This is a genomic window from Pseudomonadota bacterium (genome assembly GCA_039815145.1).
GTDB lineage: Bacteria > Pseudomonadota > Gammaproteobacteria > Steroidobacterales > JBCBZW01 > JBCBZW01.
Genome location: JBCBZW010000014.1, coordinates 1 through 22476 on the forward strand (window position 1 = coordinate 1; position 22476 = coordinate 22476).

Here is a 22476-nt window from a genome sequence, read left to right on the forward strand (position 1 = left end):
CGGCTACACGTGGAGCCAGGGTTACACCTGGAGTCAGGGCTATACCTGGAGCCAGGGCTACACCTGGAGCCAGGGCTACACCTGGAGTCAGGGCTACACCTGGAGTCAGGGCTACACCTGGAGTCAGGGCTACACCTGGAGCCAGGGCTACACCTGGAGCCAAGGCTACACCTGGAGTCAGGGGCTACTCGGCGAAGACCTCTATTCCTCGTCCGCAGCGATCGACGCCTGGGTGCCGCAGGAATGACCGGTGCCGCAAGTCCGCTGCGCCATGCGGGCAGCGGACACGAGAATCCGTCCTACTCGAACAGGGCCAGAAACTCCTCGTAGCCCTCATTGCGCAAGTCCTCCGCGGGAACGAAGCGCAAGGACGCCGAGTTGATGCAGTAACGCATCCCGCTGGGCTTGGGCCCATCAGGGAACAGGTGTCCGAGGTGTGAGTCGCCATGCTTCGACCTCACCTCCGTCCGCACCATCCCGTGGCTGCGATCCTGCAGTTCCAGCACATGATCGCCGACCAGCGGCTGCCAGAAGCTCGGCCAGCCAGATCCCGAGTCGTACTTGTGCACCGAGGCGAACAGCGGTTCACCGCTCACCACGTCCACGTAGATACCGGCCGCCTTGTGGTCCCAGTACTGATTGTGGAAAGCACGTTCCGTGGCGTCCTGCTGAGTCACCTGAAACTGCTGGGAGTTCAGTGACTTGATCGCATCCTCATTGCGCTCGTACTTGCTCATGGTGGAGGGCCCCTCCCGGTGGGTATCCGTGCCTATATCGACAAGTGGCATGAAGCAGCCACAAGGTAACGCGAAAGCGCCGCGACGGGCAGCGCTCTAGGAGTATTCGACAGCGATACGGGAAGTGGAGGCTGGGGTCGGAATCGAACCGGCGTACACGGCTTTGCAGGCCGCTGCATAACCACTCTGCCACCCAGCCAGCGCGGAGCCGGGGAATATAGCGGAGCGGCCGTAGGCTGACAACCGCCGCTCCGGGACCTCGATGTCGTGATATGGAGCTTGCTCGAGCGCCGGCTCACGCAGGGACGGATCGCGCCACCGCCTTACCTAATCCGAGCGTTTGGAGCCCAGGCCCGCCCCCCTGCTGAGAGGGCAGCTGCTAGCGGGTCTACGCCCGAACGGTGGGGGCGGTCCCCATGGCGCAAAAGAAAAAGCCCCCGGACCCAAGATCCGGAGGCTTTTCGATTTGGAGCGGGAAACCAGATTCGAACTGGCGACCCCAACCTTGGCAAGGTTGTGCTCTACCAACTGAGCTATTCCCGCGAGCAAGACCGGCTAGTTTAGTTTCGCTGCGCTGCTTGTCAAGCACCATCGCGTGGTTTTGCGCCGCCGCCGCGCAAACCCCTATTCGTCCGCTCGCAAGGCCCCCAGGTAACCCGCCATCGAGGCGTACGCCAAGGCCGTTGCCAGCAGCAGTACGGGAAGTCCGATCGCCCGGCTGTCCACGCCCAGGAGGGGCCCGCCGTAGAGCAGCACCGTGAGTGCGACCATCTGTGCGGTGGTCTTCACCTTGCCGAGCCAGGAGACGGCCACCTGATCCCGCGCCCCCCTCGTCGCCATCCACTCGCGCAGCGCGCTCACCATGAGTTCGCGGGCGATCATCGCCATGGCCGCGAGGGCGATGAGCAGGCCGATCACCCCTCCCCCGCCGCCGTGCACGACGAGCACCAGCGCCACCGCCACCATCACCTTGTCCGCCACGGGATCTAAGAACGCACCAAACGCGCTTGTTTGCTGCCAACGTCGCGCCAGGTAGCCATCCAGCCAATCGGTGATGCCCGCCAGGACGAAGACGCCCGCGGCCGCCGCACGGCCCCAGGGGGTCGGCAGATAGAACAGCACCACGCACACGGGCACGAGCGCCATGCGAGCCCAGGTCAGCGCCATGGGTAAGCTCATGCCGCCACGACGCTCACTGCCCATCGCGCAGGGTCTCGTGGATCGCGGCCGCCAGCTTGTGGCTGATGCCCGGCACCTTCACCAGGTCTTCGATGCCCGCGCGCGAGACGCCCTGCAAGCCGCCAAAGTGGCGCAGGAGGTCGCGCCGCTTCTTCGGCCCGAGGCCATGGATACTCTCGAGCACCGACGTGTTGCGCGCCGCCGAGCGTCGCTGGCGATGCCCCGTGATGGCGAAGCGATGAGCCTCGTCGCGCACCTGTTGAATCAGGCGCAGGGCCGTGCCGTCTTCGGGGTGCGGCAGGGGGCGCTCGGCGTCGTCGAGGTAGAGCTGTTCGAAGCCGGCCTTGCGCGTGGGGCCCTTGGCCACGCCGAGCATCACGATCTCCTCCAACTGCAGATCCTCCAGGACGGCGCGCGCCTCACTCATCTGCCCTTTACCGCCATCGATGATCAGCACATCTGGCACGGGCGATTCGCCTCGCTTGACCCGGGTGTAGCGCCGCGTCAGCGCCTGGCGCATCGCCGCGTAGTCATCGCCACCGGTGATGCCGGTGATGTTGAAGCGCCGGTAGTCGCTCTTCAGCGGCCCCTCGCTACCGAACACGACGCAGGAAGCAACGGTCTGCTCGCCGCCCGTATGGCTGATATCGAAGCACTCGATCCGTTGCGGCACCTCGTCCAGGCCCACCAACTCGCGCAAGGCCTCGAGCTGGGCGGCGACCCCCGCTGAACTCGCCAAGCGCATCTTGAGGGCCTGCTCGGCATTGGCTCGGGCGGCCGCCACCCACTGGGCCCGCACGCCGCGCAGGCGCCAGCGGATGGACACCTTGTGGCCACTCGATTGCTCGAAGGCCTCCTCCAGCAAGGGAGCATTGCTGATCGGCATCGCAGTGAGGATCTCGGCCGGTGCGTCGTTGCTGAGGTAGTACTGGGCGATGAAGGCGGACAGCACCTCGCGCGCATCGGCGTGCGCCCCACTACGCGGGAACCAATTGCGTGTGCCCAGGTTGCGACCGCCGCGAATGAACATGTTCGCGATGCCGTGGACGCGGCCGTCGCTGTACACGGCGATCACATCAGCATCCCCGCGATCGCCAGCGATCACGTCGCGTTCACGCACCTTGCGCAGGGTGGCGATCTGGTCGCGGTACTGGGCGGCGCGTTCGTACTCGCGCCCCTCTGCGGCCTCCTCCATTCGCCTAACGAGATCGCTGATCACCTCGTCGTGATTGCCCTCGAGAAACATCACGGCGTGCTCGATGTCGCGGGCGTAGCGCTCGCGATCGACCAGGCCCACGCAAGGCCCGGAGCAGCGTTTGATCTGGTACTGCAGGCAGGGCCGCGTGCGGTTCTGGAAGAAGCTGTCACGGCAGGGCCTGATCTGAAACAGGCGCTGCAACACGCTCAGGGTCTCGCGCACGGCATAGGCGTTCGGGTAAGGGCCGAAGTAGCGCCCCTTGCCGGAACGTGATCCGCGGTAGAAGGACAGGCGCGGGTACTCGTGATCGCTCGACAGGTGCACGTAGGGGAAGCTCTTGTCATCGCGCAAGGTCACGTTGAAGCGCGGGCGGTGACGCTTGATGAGGTTGTACTCGAGCATCAGCGCTTCGGCTTCCGTCTCGGTGACGGTCACCTCGATGCGCGCCATGTGCTTGCGCAGAGCGAAGACCTTGCCGGAGGTCACCTGGCCGCGGAAGTAGCTGGTCACCCGGTTGCGCAGGTTGCGCGCCTTGCCGACGTAGATCACCTCGCCCTTGCCGTCGATCATCCGGTACACGCCCGGGCGACGGGTGAGGTTGCGCAGGAAGGACTCGAGGTCGAAGGTGTCGTCTTCGGCGACCCCCAGGGCGAGCGTGTCCTTGCTGTCATCCGGGCGCTCGCTCATCCCGCTGCCCCGCAGTCGATGAGGACACGGGCGCGGGCGAATACCTCGCGGAACATCGGCGCGGTGAGGCGACGGGTCTGCGTGTTGTAGCGGCTGCAGTGGTAGGAGTCGATCAGGGTCAGGGCATCGCTGAGGGCGTACTCCGCGCCGTGGCCGAAGGCGTAGTCCTTCTGCCGCAACCCCAGGGCCTTGATCACCGCCTGGTGGGCGATGGAACCGAGGGCCAGCACCACCGCTGGCGCGGGCAGTGCCTCGAGCTCCGTGCTCAGGAAGGTGTTGCACGTGGTCACTTCACCGCCGAGGGGCTTGTTCGCCGGCGGCAGGCACTTGACCGCGTTGGTGATACGACAACCCAGCAACTCTAGGCCATCGTCGGCCGCCGTCGCCTCGGGCTGGGAGGCGAAGCCGTAGGCGTGCAGGGTCTCGTAAAGCAGGATGCCAGCGTGATCGCCCGTGAATGGGCGGCCCGTGCGGTTAGCGCCGTGCATGCCCGGCGCGAGGCCCACTACGAGCAGGCGCGGGGCCTCGGCACCGAAGGGGGCTACCGGAGCGGCGTGGTAGTCCGGGTGCTCGGCGCGAACCTCATCGAGGAACCGGGCCAGGCGCTCGCAACGACGGCAGCTTGGATCGAAGGCGGGCACTACCGGAGCTAGGGCAGATGCGCGTAGGCCTGGACCGAGAGGAAGGGCACGAAGTCCTTGCGCAGCACGACGTCGCTGATCAGGTCCGCCGCCAGGCTCAGGCGTTCGCTGTCCACCCCGAGGGCGGCCAGGTCCTCGGCGGCCAGGGGCACCTCCTCAGCCAGCAGGCGGCGGAAGCAGGCCTCGTCCATCCACTCGCCCGTCTCGAGGGTCACGTCGTGGTGCACCCACTGCCACAGCTGGGCCCGCGCCGACTCGGCGGTGGCCATGTCCTCGCGGCGGTTATTGAAGAAAACGCACCCTTCCCCACCTAGCCATGCGGTTAGGTAGCGCAGGGCGAAGCGGATGTTCCGGCGGACGCCAGGTTCGGTCACCGGGCCTTGGGGTGGCGTCAGCAGGGCCTCGGCCGTGATCTCCTCGCCGCCGCCGGTCACGCTCAGCTGATTCGGCCCCGGCATGAGATCCGACAGGATCTCAGTGATGAGGGGCACCATGGAGGGTTGGGCCACCCAGGTGCCATCGAAGCCCATCTCGAACTCGCGCTGCTTCTGGGCACGGATCTTGGCCAGGAAGCTCTCGGCGTGGGCCGCGCCCTCCTGCAAGCTCGCCGCCGTGCCGCCGATGGCGAGGATGCTGCGCTGGTGGGCCGTGTGTACCGCCAGGCGGCTGTAGTTCTGCAGGAACTCGGCGCTGCGATCGAAGTTCAGCTGGTCCGGCAGCACGAAGTCCGCATGGGCGTGCAGGGTCTTGATGAAGCTGAACACGTAGTCGGCCGGTCCGCACTCGAGGCCCACCAGGTAATCCTTGAGGACGTAGAGGATCTCGTCGATCTCGAAGATCGCCGGCACCGTCTCGATGAAGGCCGTGGCCCTGATGCAGTACTGGCGCAGGCCGAGCTCGTTCTCGGCGAACTCGAAGATCGACGCCCACAGGCGCGCTTCCTGATGGCCCTCGAGCTTGGGCAGCGACAGATACGGCCCGCTGCCGCGCGCCGTGAGCGCTTCGGCGCAGTGGAACAGGTAGAGGCCGAAATCCGCCAGCGACGCCGGCACCGGGCGACCATCCACGTAGAGGTGCTTCTCCTCCATGTGCCAGCCGCGGGGGCGCATGCCGAGGGTCACCTCGGACTGGCCATCGCCGCCATCCGAATCCAACAGGGTGCCGGTGGCGGCGCCCTGCAGGCAGCGATGGCCGTGGATCACGTTGTCCCAGGTGGGTGAGAGCGTGTCCTCCAGGTCTGCGATGCAGACACTGACGTTCGAGCGGAGCGCATCCCGCACCTCTTGCGGGCGCGCGGGAGTGAGCAGCTCAACGCGACGATCGAGGAGATCCTCCGGAATATCGGCGATGATCCAGTCCAGTTCGCGGATTTCCCGCGTCCGCTCTGCCACCGCGGGAAGCGCTCCATCGTCCACGGCTTGCTGGCGTTGATCGCGGGTGGCGAGCAGCTCATCCACCCGGCTGCCGAAGCGCTCGGTAAGCAGAGCGACGAACGCCAGCGCCTGGGGAGTGAGGACAGCATCGAACCCGGGTTTGAATTCCCCGCGTATTTCGCAAGTGGCCATAGCGCCTCATTAGGGTTAAATCGGAGGGTGCTGCGTTCGCAGCCGGTCGATTATCCTTGGCCACTTCGCGCCTTGTCAAAAACCGTTACGGCAACCCTCCTGCCACCAGTCGCGCCTAAAAATCAAGGGTTTCCATGCGCTTTTTGTGACAGCACTGAAGCTGGGCATGGGCGAACGCGGATCAGCGAAACGCCGGCACTATCCGCTCGGCGATGAGCGCCAGGGCGGGTGACTCGAGGCCATGGGCGGTCACCACCACGATGAGATCCAACTCCTCCACTACCACGACGTACTGGCCCCCGCCTCCCTGGGCGGACGTGCTGAAGTAGCGCTCCCCGGCACTCAGCAGATCGGCCTGCCACCAGAAGTAGCCGTACCCAGGGTTGCCGACGCTCGCGGAAGCAACGTCGACGTCCTCGCCACGCAACGCGACCGCTCTCGCGGTCAGCTTCTCGATGTAGGCGCGGGGGATCAGCTGGTCATCTGCCCAAGTCCCTTCGTTGAGCACGAGGAGACCCCACTTGGCCATGGCGCGTGAGCTGATGCTCGCCCGGTCACCGGCCCTCGGCAGCCCGCTCACATCGGTCTGCCAGCCGTACGTGGTGATGCCGAGGCGATCGAGGAGTTCGCCCTTGATGAACGCCTCGGCAGACCCAGGAACGACCGCATCGATGACCTGCATGACCAGCGTCGGATCCGTTCCCTGGTAGGCGAAGCGCCGCGCTTCTCGGGTAACCGGTGCACTGCTGCGCAGATAGGCTCGCACCTGCTCGCGGCCCGCCACGACACGGGGATCCTGTTCGATAGCCTCGAGCTGGGCCTCGCTGATGCGCAAACCCGAGGACATCGTGAGCGCGTCGTGCAAGGTGATCGTCTCGGCGCCTTCGGCGAATCCGGACGGATCCAGATCCCCCAGCAGACTCACCAGCGGCTGATCCAGATCGGACATCGCCAGATGACCCAACTGGATCGCCCTGCCCAACGCGAGCGCCGTGTAGGACTTCGTCGCGGACACCTGCGGATGGGTGATGTTGATGCGCCCGCGCCGAAAGTACGCCTCAAACACCAGCTTGCCCTGGTGCACGAGAAGCAGGCTGTCGCAGGCGCCGTACCGTCCACCGGCGAGCTCCTCGGCCAGGGCGACGATAGCGACTCGATCGCCGCCATCCACGCCGAGCTCACCGACGTCGAGCCCATCGCCCCGGTCCGGCGGGGCCGTGGACATCACCGGCTCATCGAGTAACGGGATGTCCCAGAAGGAGAGATCGTCTTCGTTCACCAACACCTCGACGGCCACGTACTCAATCGAGGTATCACCGAAAGGTACGGGCGCAGGCGCCGGAGGTACGCAGCTGGCCATCAGCACCGTCACCACCAGCGCCAAACACGGTGAGCAACCCCTCATCCATCGCCCTCCACCTTTCGCCAATCCCGCCTTTTACTTTCGCGCACCCAACGACCTCTAGAACGATCGTGCAAACACGCCTTGCGCCGCCCCTAGGCGCGGCAAACAGTAGGCAGAACCCGACAGTGTCGCCCGTCGCCGTCACTTGCCCGAGGCAGTCTACGAACCGCGTCAAGCCCGCCTATTCGTACTGTGAGATCGATCACATCCGCAGCCCATGGCTGACTCTCACAATCCGTAGAACACCTGTGCGCCATTGCGCGCTAGAGAACCCAATGGAATCACAAGCCACCTTCGCACGCGGGCGAGAAGCCGGGTTCACGCTCATCGAACTGATGATCGTCGTGGCCATCGTGGGCGTGCTGGCATCCATCAGCATCTCCGCCTACGAGGACTACGTCACGCGCGCACGCCTCGCCGACATGGCGGTCAAGCTCGGCGCCTGGGGGCGGGAGTTCGATCGCTGGGCGGGCATGGCGGGCTACTACCCGAACGACTCCCATGTGGACCTCCCCCCGGACGCCCCAGACCTCTCCATCGACCCGGTGGCCTGGGCCGAGACCACCGCCATCGGCGGCAATTGGAACTGGGAGGGACCGGACAACTACGGCTACGCCGGCATCTCCATCGTGGGCGCCACGGAACCTGAGAAGACGATTCGCCTGCTCGATCGCATCGTGGACAACGGCGACCTCGACACGGGCAAGTTCCGCCAGACCGACAACGGGCGCTACACCTTCATCCTCGACGAGTAGCCCTCGCCAGCTCCACTCCTCGAGCGCGCCCACGATCACAGACGTGTCATACTTGTAACCACCACCCACTGCTCCTGTCGCGAGCGCGAAGCGGACCTTCCATGACAGACCTCAAGCTAGGGCTCGCCCTCGGATCGGGCGCTGCGCGCGGCTGGGCGCACATCGGCGTGATCCATCGGTTGACCGAGCTCGGCCTGCGCCCGCAGGTGGTCACCGGCGCCTCCATCGGCTCCCTCGTCGGCGCGGCCTACGCGAGTGGCCAACTCGAGGTGCTGGAGCAGTGGATCGCCAAGCTGCGCTGGCTCGATGTGCTCACCATGTTCGACACCACCTTGGGCCGCGGGGGCTTCATCTCGGGCAACAAGCTCATGAACACGATCAGCGGCCTGCTCGAGGACCATCCGATCGAGTCGCTGCCGATCGGCTTCGGCGCCGTGGCCACCGACCTGCAGACAGGCGGCGAGGTGTGGCTGCGCGAAGGGTCCATGCTCGAGGCCATACGCGCCTCCAGCGGCCTGCCGGGACTCTTCGTGCCCGTGCAACGCCAGGGCCGTTGGCTGATCGACGGCGGCGTCGTCAATCCCGTCCCCGTGTCCCTTTGCCATGCCTTGGGGGCGGACCTGGTCATCGCCGTCAACCTCAACACCGATGGCCTTGACGTGCATCGGCGCGAGCGCGAGGAACGCTCGCCTCCACCGGACACCACGCGCAACGCCGAAGCGGAGCGACGCGATGAGAAGGAGATTCTCGAACGTCTGGGCGACATGCTGGGCAACCTCCTGCCGAACGGAGGCAACGCCAAGGACGACAAGCCACCGGAGCCGTCCTTGTTCGACGTGATGGCGGGCACCATCGCCATCATGCAGGACCGCATCACGCGCAGCCGCATGGCTGGCGAGCCGCCAGTGGTGCAGATCAACCCCCGCCTCGGTGGCATGCAGATCTTGGATTTCCACAAGGCCGCGCCCGCGATCGACGAGGGCGCACGTGCCACGGACCGTGTCGCCGAGGAGCTCAGTTATCTGAAGAAACTTCTGGGCGCCGGTAAGGAGAGCGAAAACGAGAAGTCGCCCTCGCTCGCCGCCGAGGATGGTGCCCAAACCGCCTCAGATTAGGGGCGCCCGACCGCCCTAGGGCGAATACCAGATGGGTGAGCCCCAGGCCCGTTCTCGGATGGTCTCCGGTACGCTGCCATCACAGCAAACCGCGAAGGGCTCCGGCAGCAGCTCCGGATGGGCGCAGTCGGCGTTGACCGCCGAGCAGTCGTGGGTGCTCCAACGCGGGGTCGGCGCTTCGAACACCCGGGGGTAGTAGAACGCTGGCGCGAGCGGATCGAATTGCGGATCCCGCCAGACCTGACAATCGCTGGCCACCTCCCCGCCGGGCCCGTAGGCCACCACCGGAAAGACCCTCTCGTGCGCCTCACCGCCCGAGCTCCAGCCCTTGACGATCTGGATCTCCTGGATCGGCGCGCCGGCCGGATCCGCCTGTGCGATCACCACGATGGCCGGCGCCGCCCCGGAGAGCCCGGTGAGCTCACCGCCCATGGGCACCCCGTTCGCGTACGCCTGCTCCAGCAGGTCCGGCGCCTCGCACAGCTCGTCCTCGAAGCTCTCGCCGGCGAAGCTGCGCACGGTGAGGCGGGTGCCGCTGGTGGCGAAGGTCTCGCGCTGGGTCAGGGAGGAGAAGAGCGCTGCCCGCGTGTTCTCGGTCGCCCAGACCCCCGTGAGCCCTCCGGCGTTGTAGTACGCCGACGGTCCGTCCAGGCGGCGCAAAGGCGTGTCGTCGCGGTCGCCGGAGTTGCCCGAATAGAGGGCTTCCTCCGTGGTGCCGCCGATGCCGTTGTGAGAATCGGTGCTGGCGATGAATCCCAATCGGTAGGGGTTCACACCGAGCTCCGGCTCCAGCACCAGGCCGTCCTTCAGCGCGTTGCGCACGAAGGACCCCGCCGGCACCTCATCGGTGCCTGGCGGCAGTAGGCGCTCCACGGGAGGTTGCTCGAAGGCACACTCCGGATCATCGGTCGCCAGACTGGGATGGCACTCGGAATTGCCCTTGTGTTGGAAGATCTCCACCAGCGGCTCGAGGCGATGGCGCTGATGCGCGTGATCGGCGGTGATCTCACCACTCTCGTACTCCAAACCTTCGCTCTGATTCGGGTTGTGGGCGATGGCGATCACGTCGCAACCGGCCACGTCGAGACACTCGGTCTCCAGCGCCGACCACAGCGCCTCACGAGATCGATAGTTCCACGAGTCGTAGGCGGCCGCGGGCGTGACATCGCCGGCGTAGTAGACGTTGCGATGGAGGCTGCCGCCGTTGAACTGCGACCCCAAGGTGTACTCGTAGGCGGTGAAGGTGGTGAACTCGCAGGGATCGTTGGCCGCGTCCGCTTGGAATTTGATCCGCCGCCAGATCCTGCGCGCCACGCGATCGCAGGTGGCCGCGTCCACAGCGGGCTCGCGGTCCTTGCAGATCTTGTTCAGGTTGAGCGGATTGAGGATTCCATCGCGATACTCCACACATCCCGGATGCTGGTAGGCCAGCGAGCCCGGATCCTTGCACATACTGATCTCTGCAAGGTACCTAGCGTGATCGGTCACTGCCGCGAAATCGAGCATGTCCGCACTCTGCGCGTAGACCTGCCCCGGGCCGTTGAGCGTACCGAACACCCAGGCATCGTGAGACAGTTCCGAGTGAATGTGTAAGTCCCCGAAGTAGACGTTGCGTAAGGGGTTGTGCTCGGTGCATTGGGCGTCGCCCTGCGACGGTGGCGCCGGCGCTGTGCCGGTCTGCTCCTCGGCGACGCTGGTCGACGCCAGCGCCAGCAGCGCCGCGGCGATGCACAGCGGCGAAGAGGGTGGTATCAGATGCATCAGTGGTCTCGCGCCGTCCGTGAATCATTGATATCGCGGTCGGGCGGCGCACACCGTTCGTGTGTTACCGCACGACGACCACCATTCTACGGACGGCCAAGGCCAATGTTTCCGACAGGCTATGGCTCGCGTCAGCGCAACCGCGAGCTCGGGCATCACAATCCCAGTGGATTTCCGTTCCGAACCGCAAATGCAATCGATTCGATCAGCCTGTGCCGATCGACTTGCCGAAGAGTTGCGTTATCTGATTACTCCGAGGGGCGAAGACCCGCCTCGGAGAGAGCTCAGGTGCGCGGCCCCGACGCGGCCGCCCGATTGCCCGCGATGCGCATGGCCAGCTCCAGGGCCTGCTCGTAGTTCAGGCGCGGATCGACCTGCGAGCGGTAGGCCCGCGCCAGATCCGCATCGCTGAGGCCACGGGCTCCGCCGGTGCATTCGGTGACGTCATCCCCCGTGAGCTCGAAGTGCACACCGCCGAGGTAGCTGCCCATCTCCTGGTGCACGCGGAAGGCCGACTCGACCTCCGCCAGGATGTTGTCGAAGCGCCGAGTCTTCAGGCCCTGAGCGGTCTTCTCCGTGTTGCCGTGCATGGGATCGCACACCCAGAGCACGTTGTGGCCCGTCTCCCGCACCGCCTCGATCAGCTTCGGCAGACCCGATTCGATCTTGTTGGCGCCGAAGCGGTGGATCAGCGTGAGGCGTCCGGGCTCGTTGTTGGGGTTCAGCAGCGCGACCAACTCCTGCAGCCACTCCACGGTCATCCCCGGCCCCACCTTCACCCCCACGGGGTTGGCGATGCCGCGGAAGAACTCCACGTGGGCGCCGTCGACGGCCGCCGTGCGCATGCCGATCCAGGGGTAGTGGGTGGAGAGGTTGTACCACTGGCCGCGATGGGCGAGCAGACGGGTCTGGGCCTGCTCGTAGTGAAGGTGCAGGCCCTCGTGGCTGGCGAAGAAGTCGATTCGGCTCGCCTCGTGGGCCGGGTGACCGCCCACCAGGGCGTAGAAATCCAGGGCGTCGGAGATGGAATCGACGATCCGGTTGTACTCGTCTTCGAGGGGCGAGTGGCGCACGAAGTCGAGGTTCCAGTTCTCCGGGTGGTGCAGGTCGGCGAAGCCGCCGTCGACCAGGCCGCGAACGAAATTCAACGTAAGGGCGGCGCGCTCGTAGCCGCGCAGCATCTGTTCGGGATTCGGCACACGGGCGACTTCTGTGAACTCGGGGCGGTTCACCAGATCGCCGCGGTAGCTCGGCAGGGTGACGCCGTCGATGGTCTCCGTGTCCGCCGAGCGCGGTTTGGCATATTGCCCCGCCATGCGGCCGACGCGAACGATGGGCTTACGCATGCCATGCAGGAGCACCACGCTCATCTGCAGCAGGATCTTCAGCTTCTTGGCGATCAGCTCCGAGGTGCACTCGGCAAAGCTCTCCGCGCAGTCCCCGCCCTGGAGCAGGAAGGCCCGGCCCGCCTGGGCCTCTGCCAGCTGCGTCTTGAGCGATTCGATCTCCCAGGACGTTACCAGGGGCGGCAGGGCCCCAAGCTCGCCGAGCGTGCGTTCGAGCGCGCCCTGGTCCGGGTAGGTCGCCTGCTGGAGGGCGGTCTTGCGCGTCCAGCTCGTGGGGTGCCAATCGGCTAGGGAATTAGAACGAGTCATAGTGGGTCGATGCTACCGCGCTTTTCGGCTCTGCAACACCGAAGTTTTCATGACGTAGAAGACCGCACTCAAAGCGCCGGACCAGGTCCGTTTCTGGCACAATGCGCGCTTTTCCGCGGCCGCCCTCGCCCCCGCGAGCCGCCGCGTCTCCGGCCACGTCTGTGGGAGGACTTCCATGTCATCTATTCTTGATTCTCTGGGACTGAAAGCGGACAGCGACGGCGTCATCGCCGGCGTCTGGGACGGCGAGCGCGGCTGGACCCGCGGCGAAGGCCCCGTCCTCGCCAGCGAGAGCCCGGCCAGCGGCGAAGTCATCGCCCGCGTGGGCAGCGCCAGCGCCGCCGACTACGAGCGCATCATCGCCTCCTCCCGCGCCGCCTTCGAGACCTGGCGTCGCACCCCCGCCCCGGCCCGCGGCGAAGCCGTGCGCCTGTGCGGCGAGGCACTGCGCGAGCACAAGGACGCCCTCGGCAGCCTGGTCGCCCTGGAGATGGGCAAGATCAAGCCCGAGGGCGATGGCGAGGTGCAGGAGATGATCGACATCGCCGACTTCGCCGTCGGCCAGTCGCGTATGCTCTACGGCAACACCATGCACTCCGAGCGCCCGGGTCACCGCATGTACGAGCAGTGGCACCCCCTCGGCCTGGTCGGCATCATCAGCGCCTTCAACTTCCCCGTGGCCGTGTGGTCCTGGAACGCGTTCATCGCCGCCATCGCCGGCAACGTGTCCATCTGGAAGCCCTCGCCGAAGACGCCCCTGTGCGGCGTCGCCGTGCAGAAGATCTGCGCCGACGTGCTCGAAGCCCAAGGTCTGCCCCCCGTATTCCAGACCTTCATCGACGCGGACAACAGCCTGGCTAGTGCCTTCGTTGATGACGAGCGTGTGGACATGATCTCCTTCACCGGCTCCAGCGCCGTCGGCCGCCAGGTCGGCAAGCAGGTGGCCGCGCGCATGGGCAAGTGCCTGCTGGAGCTCGGCGGCAACAACGCCCTGATCATCGACGAAGACGCCAACCTCGAGCTCGCCATCCCGGCCACCGTGTTCGGCGCCGTCGGCACCGCCGGCCAGCGCTGCACCACCACGCGACGCCTCTTCGTGCACGAGGCCCTGCACGACTCGCTGCTCGAGAAGCTGCGTGGCGCCTACGCGCAGGTCCGTATCGGTGATCCCCTGGACAGCGACACGCTGATGGGCCCGCTGATCGACCAGGATTCGGTCAAGCGCTATCAGGACGCGATCGAGCGCGCCCGCGCCGCCGGTGGTGAGGTGATCTACGGCGGCAACGTGCTGAGCGATCGCGCCGGCAACTTCGTCGAGCCCACGCTGATCAGCGCTCGCAACGATTGGGAAGTGGTGCAGGACGAGACCTTCGCGCCCATCCTGTACGTGATCCCCTTCAAGGACATCGACGAGGCGATCGCCCTGCAGAACGGCGTGCGCCAAGGCCTGTCATCGGCGCTGTTCACCAACAACCTGCAGCACGCGGAGGCGTTTCTCGCCGCCACGGGCAGCGACTGCGGTATCGCCAACATCAACATCGGCACCTCCGGTGCGGAGATCGGCGGCGCCTTCGGCGGTGAGAAGGAAACGGGCGGTGGTCGCGAGGCGGGGTCGGATGCCTGGAAGGCCTACATGCGTCGCCAGACCAACACGATCAATTACTCGAGTGATCTGCCCCTGGCCCAGGGCATCGAGTTCAAGCTCTAGGAAGTGCTAGGCGGCGGGTCGTCCCAGCTGGGCGACCCGCCGTACTGTTCGCGCCTGCAGGCGTCAGCCGGCCTTGGCCGCCTGCTCACCCTCTCCCTTGGTCAGGGTGTTCTGGCGATTCAGCATGTTGGTCGCCTCGTCGTAGGCGCTCATGAAGTCGATCACCGCCGCGGGCTTATTGGGATCGATCATGCGGCGGAACAGGTTCTTCTGCAGCTTGTACTTCATATCGCCGATGGCGAGAGCGCCTAGGGCGAAGAAGACATCTTCCGCCACGTCCATGGGCACGTTGTTGTCCATCGCACCGATGCCTTCGATGCCGCTCGGCGGCACCGCGTTGAGATCGGCGGCCACCACTAGCTCCTTGGCGTTACTGAGCACCTCCTTGGAGAGGATCTGCACGCCAGCCTTCGCTGCCGTCACCACCACGCCCGCGTGCTCGACGGCCGAGACCTTGCCGCTCTGGCTCATGGCGGACACCCAGGGCACCACCACGCCGTAGTGCTCGCAGAAGCGTACGGCAGCGTTTACGTCATCGTTCTCCGTGAGCTGGCACAGGATCGGCTGCGCGCCCAACTTGGCCGTGAGCACGGCCGTGCACAGGCCCACCGGACCAGTACCGAAGATCGCCACCTTGCGGTCCTTGAAGCCCTTCGAGTCACGCTCATCGAGGGTCTGTTCGACCAACGCCACCAGCGCGGCCGCCGTGCTGTAGGCGCCGTTAGGGTCAGCGTAGAGCGCCACCTGGAAAGGCGGCACCAGCGCGCCCTGGGCCAGCTCGAGCATCTGCGTGGCGAGGTTGACGTCGTGGCCGGCGATCAGCACCCCCGTGGAGGCGAAGCGCTTGGGCGGACGACAGAAGATCGCGTCCTGCACCAGGGGGACCACCTCGTCGGCGCCCGCGTTGGTGTACGGCAGGACATTGTCGTAGCCCGCGTCCAGGGCCATGGTCAGATCGAAGGGACTGACTTGTTCCCCCGGCACGAGCACGTGCAGGATACGTTGATCGGTCATCGGGTAACTCCCTAACTGTTTCTAAAACGTATTCGTTGGTCTAGAAGCGGTAACTCAGCCCGAAGGACGCGACGGGGTAGAGGGTGAAGTCCTCCAACTCCTCCTGCAGTTCATCCTGCTCGCGTTGCAACTCCTGCTGGAACAGCGCTTCGTCAGCGATCTCGCCGTCGGCTGCCAAGGTGACCCGCGGCTCGCCCTGGAACACCACCCCGGCGCTGATCACGACGCCAATCCGGCGCTTGGCGAAGGCACTGTTCCAACCGAATCCGACCATGGGCGCGACGTCGTCGAAGTCCACTTGGGCCGTGAGGTCACCGACCAAGCCGGCATCGAAGGTGACATCGCCGATAGTGATGTCGACGCCGTCGCCGTTGCCGAGGGCGCTGGCTTCGTTGTTGTTGATGAGGGCGCCACCGGTGAGGTACACGCCGTTCTGCCAAGGGTGCCAGTCGCCGCTGATGGCGAAGGAGCGCAGATCGAGATCGATGTCGTAGTCGATGCCGCTCTCGGTCTCGTCGAAGCTGGTGGAGAAGCCGCTGTAACCCACCCGAAAGGCGAAGCGGTTGGCGACGCTGCGGGAGAAGTCCACGCCCACCCCGAGGGTGCTCACCTTTGCCGTGAGGTAGAAGCTATCGCTCTTCTTGCTGCTAGCACTGCCCCCACGGCCGCGGCGGCCGGCGTCATCGTCCGCGCCCTGCGCGTTGGCGATAAGGGGAGAGGTAGACACAGCAGCAGCGACCGTCAGCATGGCGGCGAAGGTGTTGAGCGTACGGCCTGAACGGCGGGAAGCGCGCGAATCAATCACTTGAGGGAACCTCACGAGCGGTGGCAATGGGCGAACGATAGCGACGGAAGTCGCGTAATCGCCGCGAGCCCCATCACAGCCTCACGGCGTTGCGCCGCGCGGCTCGGCGCGAATCGAAGGACGGCGAGCAGAACTGCTTACCGATCGACACTTTCGGCGCCGAGCGCCGCGTCGCTCAGCTGCTGCGCTGCTGCTCGGCCTGCACCTTGCCCCACTGCTTATCGAGGCGCTTCGGTGACACGGGAACGCGCGTGCCCAGGGGTTGGGCGAAGAGGGAGACGCGCAGTTCTTCCACCTGCCAACGGAACAGCGTGAGCTCGGGCTTCGAGGCGAGCGCCTGCGCCTGTGAGGGGGCCACGCGCAGGTAGCGCAGCCAGTACCCGCGAACCAGTTCACGCGGTTCGTCGTCGCGCGCCGGGGCCTCGGCCAGCTTCTCCAGACGAATCCGCATGGCCTCGAGGTAACGCGGAATCTCGCCCAGCCACGGCTCCGCCGTGTGGCGCACGAAACCGGGCGCGAGCAGCACCTCCAACTGGTTGCGGATATCGCTCACGGCCTCGGCAGCCGAGGGATGCGCCTGCGCCAAGCGCGAGCGCACGGCCGAGTAGCGCTCCAACACCCGCCCCATCATCGCCTGGCGTCGTTCGGCGAGGGCGAGCACCTCCGATCGTCCCCGATCGAGGGCTGCCTCGAAGGCCTCGCGCGTGCGTATCGGGCGCTGCAGGGCAAAGGCGAAGGCATCGCGGAACACCACGAACGCCAGATCCGCAGCCATCGCGTCCAGGGAGCCCAGGCCCTGGGCCATGAGGATGCGCCGCTGATCCCGGGTGAAGTCCTTGCGCAACAGCTGCACCTGCTGTGGGAGCGCCAGCATGAACAGGCGCACCAGTCCGTCGCGGGTCGCGCGCTTGGCCTGCCCCTTCTCGGCGAGGAGCTCGAGGGCGACGGTCTTGCCCTCATCGACTAGAGCGGGATAGGCGGTCACCTCCACCGGTCCCTGTTGCAAGCGCATCGACTCGGGCAGCTCGTCGACGTCGAAGGTGGTGAGCCCCTGGCGGCTGAAGTCATGGCCTGCCGAGACCCGCTCGGCGAGGTGCGCGAGGCGCGCCTGCAGGTCGTTTACGTTGCGGCTCGCGCCCAACGCGACGCCCTCCCCGTCCACCACCAAGGCGCGCGCCAAGCACCAGGGCTCGAGCTGGCCACGATCCCAGACGCCCTGATCGACGGCCACCTGATACACCTTTTCGATCGCCGCAGCGAAGGCCTCCGGCACCGGCCGCATGTCCGCCACCACCTGCTCGCGCAGCCAACGGGCCGTGTCCGGTGCCGGGGGCAGGCGCTTACGAGTTGCCTTAGGCAGGGCGCGCACGAGTTGCACCAGCAACGGCTCCAGCCAGGCCGGCACGAGGCGATCGAGGATGCCCTGGGTGAGGTGGCTGAGCAGGGCTACAGGAATGGTCAGGGTGGCGCCGTCGGCGGGGTCTTCGCGGTCGAAGCGGTAGGTGATCGGGAGCTCATTGCCATCGAGCAGCAGCGTGTCGGGGTAGTCGTCCGTGCTCGCCTCGGGCGCGCCGGGCCGCCGGGCGTCTTCCTCGGCCATGACCAGCAGCCCCGGGGACTCACCCTCCACCTCCTGACGCCAACGCTCGAAGGCCCGGTTGCTGGCGATACCGGCGGGCACTCGTTCGTCGTAGAAGGCGAACAGCTGCCCTTCGCTGGCCAGGATCTCCCGACTGCGCAGCTTGTTCTCCAGCCGCTCCAGCTCGTCGCGCAGGGCCTTGTTCTGCGCGCTGAATTCACCGTCGGTCTGCACCTTGTCGTGGAGTAACGCATCCTGAATGAAGATCGCGCGGGACTCGTCGGGCGCGAGATCCGTGTAGGGTACGCGGCGTTTGGTGTAGACGAGCAGGCCGAACAGAGTGGCTTGCTCGTAGGCGTCGACGCGCCCCTTCACCTCGTTCCAGTGGGCGTCGAAGTAGGACCGCTTCAGCAAGTGCTCGCCGGCCGACTCCATCCACCCCCGGCGGATGCGCGCGACGGTCATCGCGTAGGGCCGCGAGGTGTCGATGATGGCCGCCGCCATGATCCACCGCGGCGCCCGACCGTGCAGACCTGAGCCCGGGAAGATGCGGAACTGCAAGCTGCGCGCACCCTGGTAGGTGTGCTTCTCCACCCGTTGGCCGATCATGTCGATGAAGCCACGCAGCAGCGGGATGTGGATGCGTCGCGGGGTCGCGGGCATCTCGTTGACGCTCACCCCCGGCATCGCCTTCAGCACGTCCGTGAGCTGGCGGTGCAGCTCCTCCCACTCCTGCATACGGGCTGCGTTCAAAAAGCGCTTCTTGCACCAGCGGCGCACGGCCTTGCGCCCGTCGCTGCGAAGGCGCACCTGGTAGGCCTCCCAGATCTTGAGGAAGGTGAGGAAGTCCGAGCCGTCGACGGCGAACTTGGCGTGCTGGATGTCCGCCGAGCGCGCCTTCTCCGCAGGACGCTCTCGCGGATCGGCGATCGCAAGACCACTGCAGATGATCAACAGCTCCGCCAGGCTGTCGTGATCCGCGCCCGCCAACAGCACCCGCGCCAGGCGCGGGTCGACCGGGATCTCCGCCATCTGCCGGCCGAGGGGTGTGATATTCCGGTCCTCGTCTACCGCCTGCAGGATCTGCAGCAAGCGGTAGCCGTCGTTGATCAGTCGGCGATCGGGCGGCTCGACGAAGGGGAACTGCTCGATGTCCCCGAGGCCGAGCAAGGCCATGCGCAGGATCACGCTCGCGAGGTTGGTGCGGGCGATCTCCGGCTCGGTGAACTGGCGGCGCTTGCCGAAGTCCGCTTCCGTGTAGAGGCGGACGCAGAAGCCCGGCGCGATGCGCCCGCAACGTCCCTTACGCTGCTCAGCACTCGCCTGGGAGACGCGCTCGATCGGCAAGCGCTGAATCTTCGCCCGGTGGCTGTAGCGACTGACGCGCGCGAGTCCGCCGTCGATCACCGCCGTGATGCCGGGCACGGTGAGCGATGTTTCGGCCACGTTGGTGGCGAGCACGATGCGCCCGTTCCCCGCCCCCGAGAACACCTTGTCCTGCTCCGCCGCGCTGAGCCGTGCGTAGAGGGGCAGCACCTGGCGTTTAGGCAGATGACGCGACAACAACAACGCGGCCTCGCGAATCTGCCGTTCCCCCGGCAGGAATACCAGTACGTCGCCGCGACGCCCGTCGGGATCCGCCGCCACCAGCTCGAGCCCCTGCAACAAGGCGGTCCCATCGCTGTCGGGTCGTTCGGCGTTGTCGCGCTTAGGGCGGCCCTTGCCTTCGCCACGAGACGCGGGCGCACTGCCCTCCTCCTCATCGTCCTCCTCGGGCGACGGCTCGAGGTAGCTCACGCGCACGGGGTAGCCGCGACCGGACACCTCCACCACCGGCGCGTCATCGAAGTGCTTGGAGAAGCGCTCGGGGTCGATCGTCGCGCTGGTGACGATGATCTTGAGATCCGGTCGCTGGGGCAGCAAACGTTTCAAATAGCCGAGGAGAAAATCGATGTTGAGGCTACGCTCGTGGGCCTCGTCGATGATCAGCGTGTCGTAGGCGAGCAGTTGGGGGTCACTGCGCAATTCGTTCAGCAACACCCCGTCCGTCATCAACTTGATCAGCGAAGTGGGGCTGGTCTCATCGGTGAAGCGCACCTTGTAGCCCACCACCTTCGGGTCAGTCTCCGCACCGATGCGCTTGGCCAGGGAACGCGCGGCGAGGCGCCGCGGCTGCGTGTGCCCGATGGTGCCCGCGACGCCACGGCCGGCGGCCAGGCACAGCTTGGGCAACTGGGTGCTCTTACCGGAACCGGTCTCCCCGCACACCACCACCACCTGGTGTTCGGCCAGGGCCTGCTCGATGTCCTGGCGGCGGCGCGAGATGGGCAGCTCTTGGGGGAAGGCGATGTGCGGGCGCGCCTGGGCGCGTCGCTTGCGCAGGGCCGATGAGCGACTGATCGCCTCGATCACCTCCCCCATGCCGCGATCCACGGGCTGCGCCTTGCGCGCTCGCTTGAGCAGACGCTGCACGCGTGTGCGAAGGCGCCCCGCGTCGGCCAACATGCAGTGTTCCAGCATGCCGCGCAGGCGTTCCAGCTGCGCCGCTGGATCCGGCGCCTGCTCGGCGGGCGAGGCGCTGCCGGGGGCCGGCGCTTCCTCACTCGACATCGAACACCGCCTCCACCTGGGCGCCGCCGAGGGCCTCGGAGCGGTTGATACGCAGCTGCCCCCCGTACAGATTGACGATCTCACGCACGATGTTGAGGCCGATGCCGTGGCCGGCCACGCGCTCGTCCGCGCGCACGCCCCGCTCCGTGAGTTGCTCGGCCTGCGCTGGGTCGATACCCGGCCCATCGTCCTCCACCCGCAGCACCACGCCGGGGCGACGCCGCTGAGCGCCGACCGGGATGATCTCCACCTCCAGGGTTACGCGCCGCTCACACCACTTGCAGGCGTTATCCAGCAGGTTACCCAACACCTCCATAAGGTCCCCTTCGTCACCGAAGAAAACCGCCTCCGCGGGCACGGTGCAGACCAGCGCCACGTGCTTGGAGGCGTAGACCTTGCCGAGCGAGCGCTGCAGGCGCTGTGCCACAGGCGCCACCTCGATGGGTTTCGCGCCGAGGGACGCCGCCCCCCAGGCGGCCGCCCGCTGCAGCTGGTAGCCCACCATCTGTTGCATGTGATCGAGCTGCTCTTCCATCACCTGAGGCGTCGCCTCGTCGTTGGCCACCGCGTTTCGCATCACTGCCAGGGGCGTTTTCAGGCTGTGGGCGAGATTGCCGAGCGTGTCCCGGTAACGGGCGAGGCGCTCGCGCTCGCCGGCGATCAAGGCGTTCAGATTCGCCGTGACGCCCTGCAGTTCGCGCGGGTAATCCTGCCCTAGTTCGCTGGAGCGGCCCTGCTCGATGCGGGCGATCTCCTCCTGCACACGCCGCAGGGGCCGTAAGAGCAGGCGCAGGGCGACTGCCTGCCCCACCAGCAACACCACCATCAGCAGGGCGAACCAGCCGAACAGCGCACGCCGAAATCCGTCCACCTCGTGGCGATAAGGCTCCAGGTGCTCGGCCGCCGTGAAGACGAACGCGGTCTCCAGATCATCGGCGAACTCCCACACCACCCCCAGACTCAGGGCGAACACCTCCACCCCATCCACCGTCTCCGTGCGCGCGAAGCGCCGCGCACCGGCGGCGAGCGGCTCGACGCCCTGCTGCAGACCACTGCCGATGGCGGAGGGGGATCGCCACAGGGCCTCGCCGGCGCGGTCGGAGATCTGCCCGTAGAGCCCCGAGCCCGGCGTCTCGAAGCGCGCCTCCGGCAGGGCATCGGCGATCAGCAAGGACGGTGGCTCGGTGGCGGTGGGCTCAGCAGCGGCCAGCAGCACGATGAGCTGCACATCGAGGCGATCGCGAATCGCCTCCTCGGCACTGGCGCGAAAGGCGCTGTCCAGCAGCACGATGGTGATACCGAGGAAAACCGTAAGCAGCAGGCTGACGGCCAGGAGCAGCCGTCCGCTGAGCGATCCCATTCAGCCGCTGTCGACCTCGAGGGCGAAGCGGTAACCCCGCCCACGCAAGGTCTCGATGGGCTTTAGGGCGTTGTCCGGATCCAGCTTCTTGCGCAAGCGCCCGACGAACACCTCGATGACGTTGGAGTCCCGCTCGAAGTCCTGGTCGTAGAGGCTCTCGGTGAGCTCGGTCTTGGAGACCACCTTGCCCGCGGCCAGCATCAGATGCTCGAGCACGCGGTACTCGTAGGAGGTGAGCTCCACCGGCGCCGCCTCGAGGGTGACCTGCTGGCTGCGCGTGTCGAGGGCGATCGGGCCAGCGGTGAGCACGGGATTGGCGAAGCCGGCGGAGCGGCGCAGGAGCGCTTGAATGCGCGCCAGCACTTCCTCCGGTTGGAAGGGTTTGGTGACGTAGTCGTCGGCGCCGGCCTCGAGGCCCGCCACCTTCTCCTGCCAGCGGTCGCGCGCGGTAAGGATGAGGATGGGGAAGGACTTGCCGTCCGCACGCAGGGAAGAGATCACCTCCATCCCGGAGAGCTTCGGCAGCCCGAGATCCACGATGGCCGCGTCCACGGGATACTCACGGCCGAGGTACAAGCCCTCCTCGCCGTCCGCGGCCGCATCGACCACGAAGCCGGCGGCGCGGAACTGATCGCTCAGGGAGCTGAGCAGGGTCGGTTCGTCTTCAACGATGAGTAAGCGCATCAGCGTGGTCTCTCAGGG

17 protein-coding genes and 2 tRNA genes are annotated in these 22476 nt (G+C 66.5%); 4 read left to right on the top strand and 15 right to left on the bottom strand.

The features are described from left to right. Positions 1–247 (top strand): hypothetical protein (locus tag AAF184_06060; protein MEO0421879.1); only part of this gene is annotated, 247 nt, incomplete at its 5' end. 52 nt (positions 248–299) lie between these two features. Here AAF184_06060 and msrB read toward each other — a convergent pair. The 8 genes from msrB to AAF184_06100 all read right to left on the bottom strand — a co-directional run bounded on the left by msrB (position 300) and on the right by AAF184_06100 (position 7412). After that, on the bottom strand, positions 300–737 hold the full coding sequence (msrB, locus tag AAF184_06065; GenBank protein ID MEO0421880.1) for a peptide-methionine (R)-S-oxide reductase MsrB: 438 nt from the start codon (positions 735–737) through the stop codon (positions 300–302). A 125-nt stretch (positions 738–862) separates the two neighbouring features. Beyond that, positions 863–936, bottom strand: a tRNA-Cys gene (locus AAF184_06070). 268 nt (positions 937–1204) lie between these two features. Continuing rightward, positions 1205–1280 (bottom strand) — tRNA-Gly (locus tag AAF184_06075). An 81-nt stretch (positions 1281–1361) separates the two neighbouring features. Continuing rightward, a complete protein-coding gene (gene pgsA / locus AAF184_06080; GenBank protein ID MEO0421881.1) occupies positions 1362–1916 on the bottom strand; it encodes a CDP-diacylglycerol--glycerol-3-phosphate 3-phosphatidyltransferase in 555 nt (184 codons plus the stop codon). Positions 1917–1929: 13 nt separating this feature from the next. Then, positions 1930–3801, bottom strand: a complete 1872-nt coding sequence (gene uvrC, locus AAF184_06085) for an excinuclease ABC subunit UvrC (GenBank protein ID MEO0421882.1) — start codon at positions 3799–3801, stop codon at positions 1930–1932. Further along, complete coding sequence (locus AAF184_06090) at positions 3798–4442, bottom strand: uracil-DNA glycosylase (GenBank protein ID MEO0421883.1); 645 nt, start codon at positions 4440–4442, stop codon at positions 3798–3800. Before AAF184_06090 ends, uvrC begins: the two co-directional genes overlap by 4 nt. An 8-nt stretch (positions 4443–4450) precedes the next feature. Beyond that, on the bottom strand, positions 4451–6007 hold the full coding sequence (locus AAF184_06095; GenBank protein ID MEO0421884.1) for a malate synthase A: 1557 nt from the start codon (positions 6005–6007) through the stop codon (positions 4451–4453). Between the two features lie 181 nt (positions 6008–6188). Continuing rightward, positions 6189–7412 carry a serine hydrolase gene (locus tag AAF184_06100; protein ID MEO0421885.1) on the bottom strand — a complete coding sequence of 408 codons (1224 nt, stop codon included), beginning with the start codon at positions 7410–7412 and terminating at the stop codon, positions 6189–6191. A gap of 275 nt (positions 7413–7687) precedes the next feature. Here AAF184_06100 and AAF184_06105 point away from each other — a divergent pair, with 275 nt between their 5' ends. Both AAF184_06105 and rssA read left to right on the top strand, forming a co-directional pair. Then, entirely contained in the window at positions 7688–8167 is a 480-nt protein-coding gene (locus AAF184_06105) for a prepilin-type N-terminal cleavage/methylation domain-containing protein (GenBank protein MEO0421886.1), read from the top strand. 101 nt (positions 8168–8268) lie between these two features. After that, a complete protein-coding gene (rssA, locus tag AAF184_06110; GenBank protein MEO0421887.1) occupies positions 8269–9282 on the top strand; it encodes a patatin-like phospholipase RssA in 1014 nt (337 codons plus the stop codon). Between the two features lie 15 nt (positions 9283–9297). Here the strand turns inward: rssA and AAF184_06115 are convergent, their stop codons facing one another. Then, a complete protein-coding gene (locus AAF184_06115; protein ID MEO0421888.1) occupies positions 9298–11043 on the bottom strand; it encodes a DUF3604 domain-containing protein in 1746 nt (581 codons plus the stop codon). A 284-nt stretch (positions 11044–11327) separates the two neighbouring features. Beyond that, entirely contained in the window at positions 11328–12698 is a 1371-nt protein-coding gene (locus tag AAF184_06120; GenBank protein ID MEO0421889.1) for a 3-deoxy-7-phosphoheptulonate synthase class II, read from the bottom strand. Positions 12699–12873: 175 nt separating this feature from the next. On the opposite strand from AAF184_06120, the gene AAF184_06125 reads away from it, so the two are divergent. Beyond that, positions 12874–14406 carry an aldehyde dehydrogenase family protein gene (locus AAF184_06125; protein ID MEO0421890.1) on the top strand — a complete coding sequence of 511 codons (1533 nt, stop codon included), beginning with the start codon at positions 12874–12876 and terminating at the stop codon, positions 14404–14406. Between the two features lie 63 nt (positions 14407–14469). Here AAF184_06125 and AAF184_06130 read toward each other — a convergent pair whose 3' ends face one another. The 5 genes from AAF184_06130 to AAF184_06150 all read right to left on the bottom strand — a co-directional run bounded on the left by AAF184_06130 (position 14470) and on the right by AAF184_06150 (position 22458). Next, positions 14470–15420: an NAD(P)-dependent methylenetetrahydromethanopterin dehydrogenase gene (locus AAF184_06130; protein MEO0421891.1), complete on the bottom strand. Its 951-nt coding sequence runs from the start codon at positions 15418–15420 to the stop codon at positions 14470–14472. Positions 15421–15460: 40 nt separating this feature from the next. Further along, on the bottom strand, positions 15461–16225 hold the full coding sequence (locus AAF184_06135) for a hypothetical protein (GenBank protein ID MEO0421892.1): 765 nt from the start codon (positions 16223–16225) through the stop codon (positions 15461–15463). A gap of 175 nt (positions 16226–16400) precedes the next feature. Next, on the bottom strand, positions 16401–20414 hold the full coding sequence (gene hrpA / locus AAF184_06140; protein ID MEO0421893.1) for an ATP-dependent RNA helicase HrpA: 4014 nt from the start codon (positions 20412–20414) through the stop codon (positions 16401–16403). Next, complete coding sequence (locus AAF184_06145) at positions 20404–21774, bottom strand: ATP-binding protein (protein MEO0421894.1); 1371 nt, start codon at positions 21772–21774, stop codon at positions 20404–20406. The genes hrpA and AAF184_06145 overlap by 11 nt, the downstream gene beginning before the upstream one ends. Beyond that, positions 21775–22458, bottom strand: coding sequence for a response regulator transcription factor (locus AAF184_06150; protein MEO0421895.1), 684 nt, complete (start codon positions 22456–22458; stop codon positions 21775–21777). Positions 22459–22476 lie beyond the last annotated feature (18 nt).

What these genes read in the sequence shown, in the direction of transcription:
- uvrC (MEO0421882.1), bottom strand. Translation starts at nt 3,801, where the DNA reads ATGAGCGAGCGCCCGGATGACAGCAAGGACACGCTCGCCCTGGGGGTC.
- AAF184_06130 (MEO0421891.1), bottom strand. Translation starts at nt 15,420, where the DNA reads ATGACCGATCAACGTATCCTGCACGTGCTCGTGCCGGGGGAACAAGTC.
- AAF184_06095 (MEO0421884.1), bottom strand. Translation starts at nt 6,007, where the DNA reads ATGGCCACTTGCGAAATACGCGGGGAATTCAAACCCGGGTTCGATGCT.
- pgsA (MEO0421881.1), bottom strand. Translation starts at nt 1,916, where the DNA reads ATGAGCTTACCCATGGCGCTGACCTGGGCTCGCATGGCGCTCGTGCCC.
- AAF184_06125 (MEO0421890.1), top strand. Translation starts at nt 12,874, where the DNA reads ATGTCATCTATTCTTGATTCTCTGGGACTGAAAGCGGACAGCGACGGC.
- AAF184_06100 (MEO0421885.1), bottom strand. Translation starts at nt 7,412, where the DNA reads ATGAGGGGTTGCTCACCGTGTTTGGCGCTGGTGGTGACGGTGCTGATG.
- AAF184_06105 (MEO0421886.1), top strand. Translation starts at nt 7,688, where the DNA reads ATGGAATCACAAGCCACCTTCGCACGCGGGCGAGAAGCCGGGTTCACG.
- AAF184_06145 (MEO0421894.1), bottom strand. Translation starts at nt 21,774, where the DNA reads ATGGGATCGCTCAGCGGACGGCTGCTCCTGGCCGTCAGCCTGCTGCTT.
- AAF184_06115 (MEO0421888.1), bottom strand. Translation starts at nt 11,043, where the DNA reads ATGCATCTGATACCACCCTCTTCGCCGCTGTGCATCGCCGCGGCGCTG.
- rssA (MEO0421887.1), top strand. Translation starts at nt 8,269, where the DNA reads ATGACAGACCTCAAGCTAGGGCTCGCCCTCGGATCGGGCGCTGCGCGC.
- AAF184_06150 (MEO0421895.1), bottom strand. Translation starts at nt 22,458, where the DNA reads ATGCGCTTACTCATCGTTGAAGACGAACCGACCCTGCTCAGCTCCCTG.
- AAF184_06120 (MEO0421889.1), bottom strand. Translation starts at nt 12,698, where the DNA reads ATGACTCGTTCTAATTCCCTAGCCGATTGGCACCCCACGAGCTGGACG.
- hrpA (MEO0421893.1), bottom strand. Translation starts at nt 20,414, where the DNA reads ATGTCGAGTGAGGAAGCGCCGGCCCCCGGCAGCGCCTCGCCCGCCGAG.
- msrB (MEO0421880.1), bottom strand. Translation starts at nt 737, where the DNA reads ATGAGCAAGTACGAGCGCAATGAGGATGCGATCAAGTCACTGAACTCC.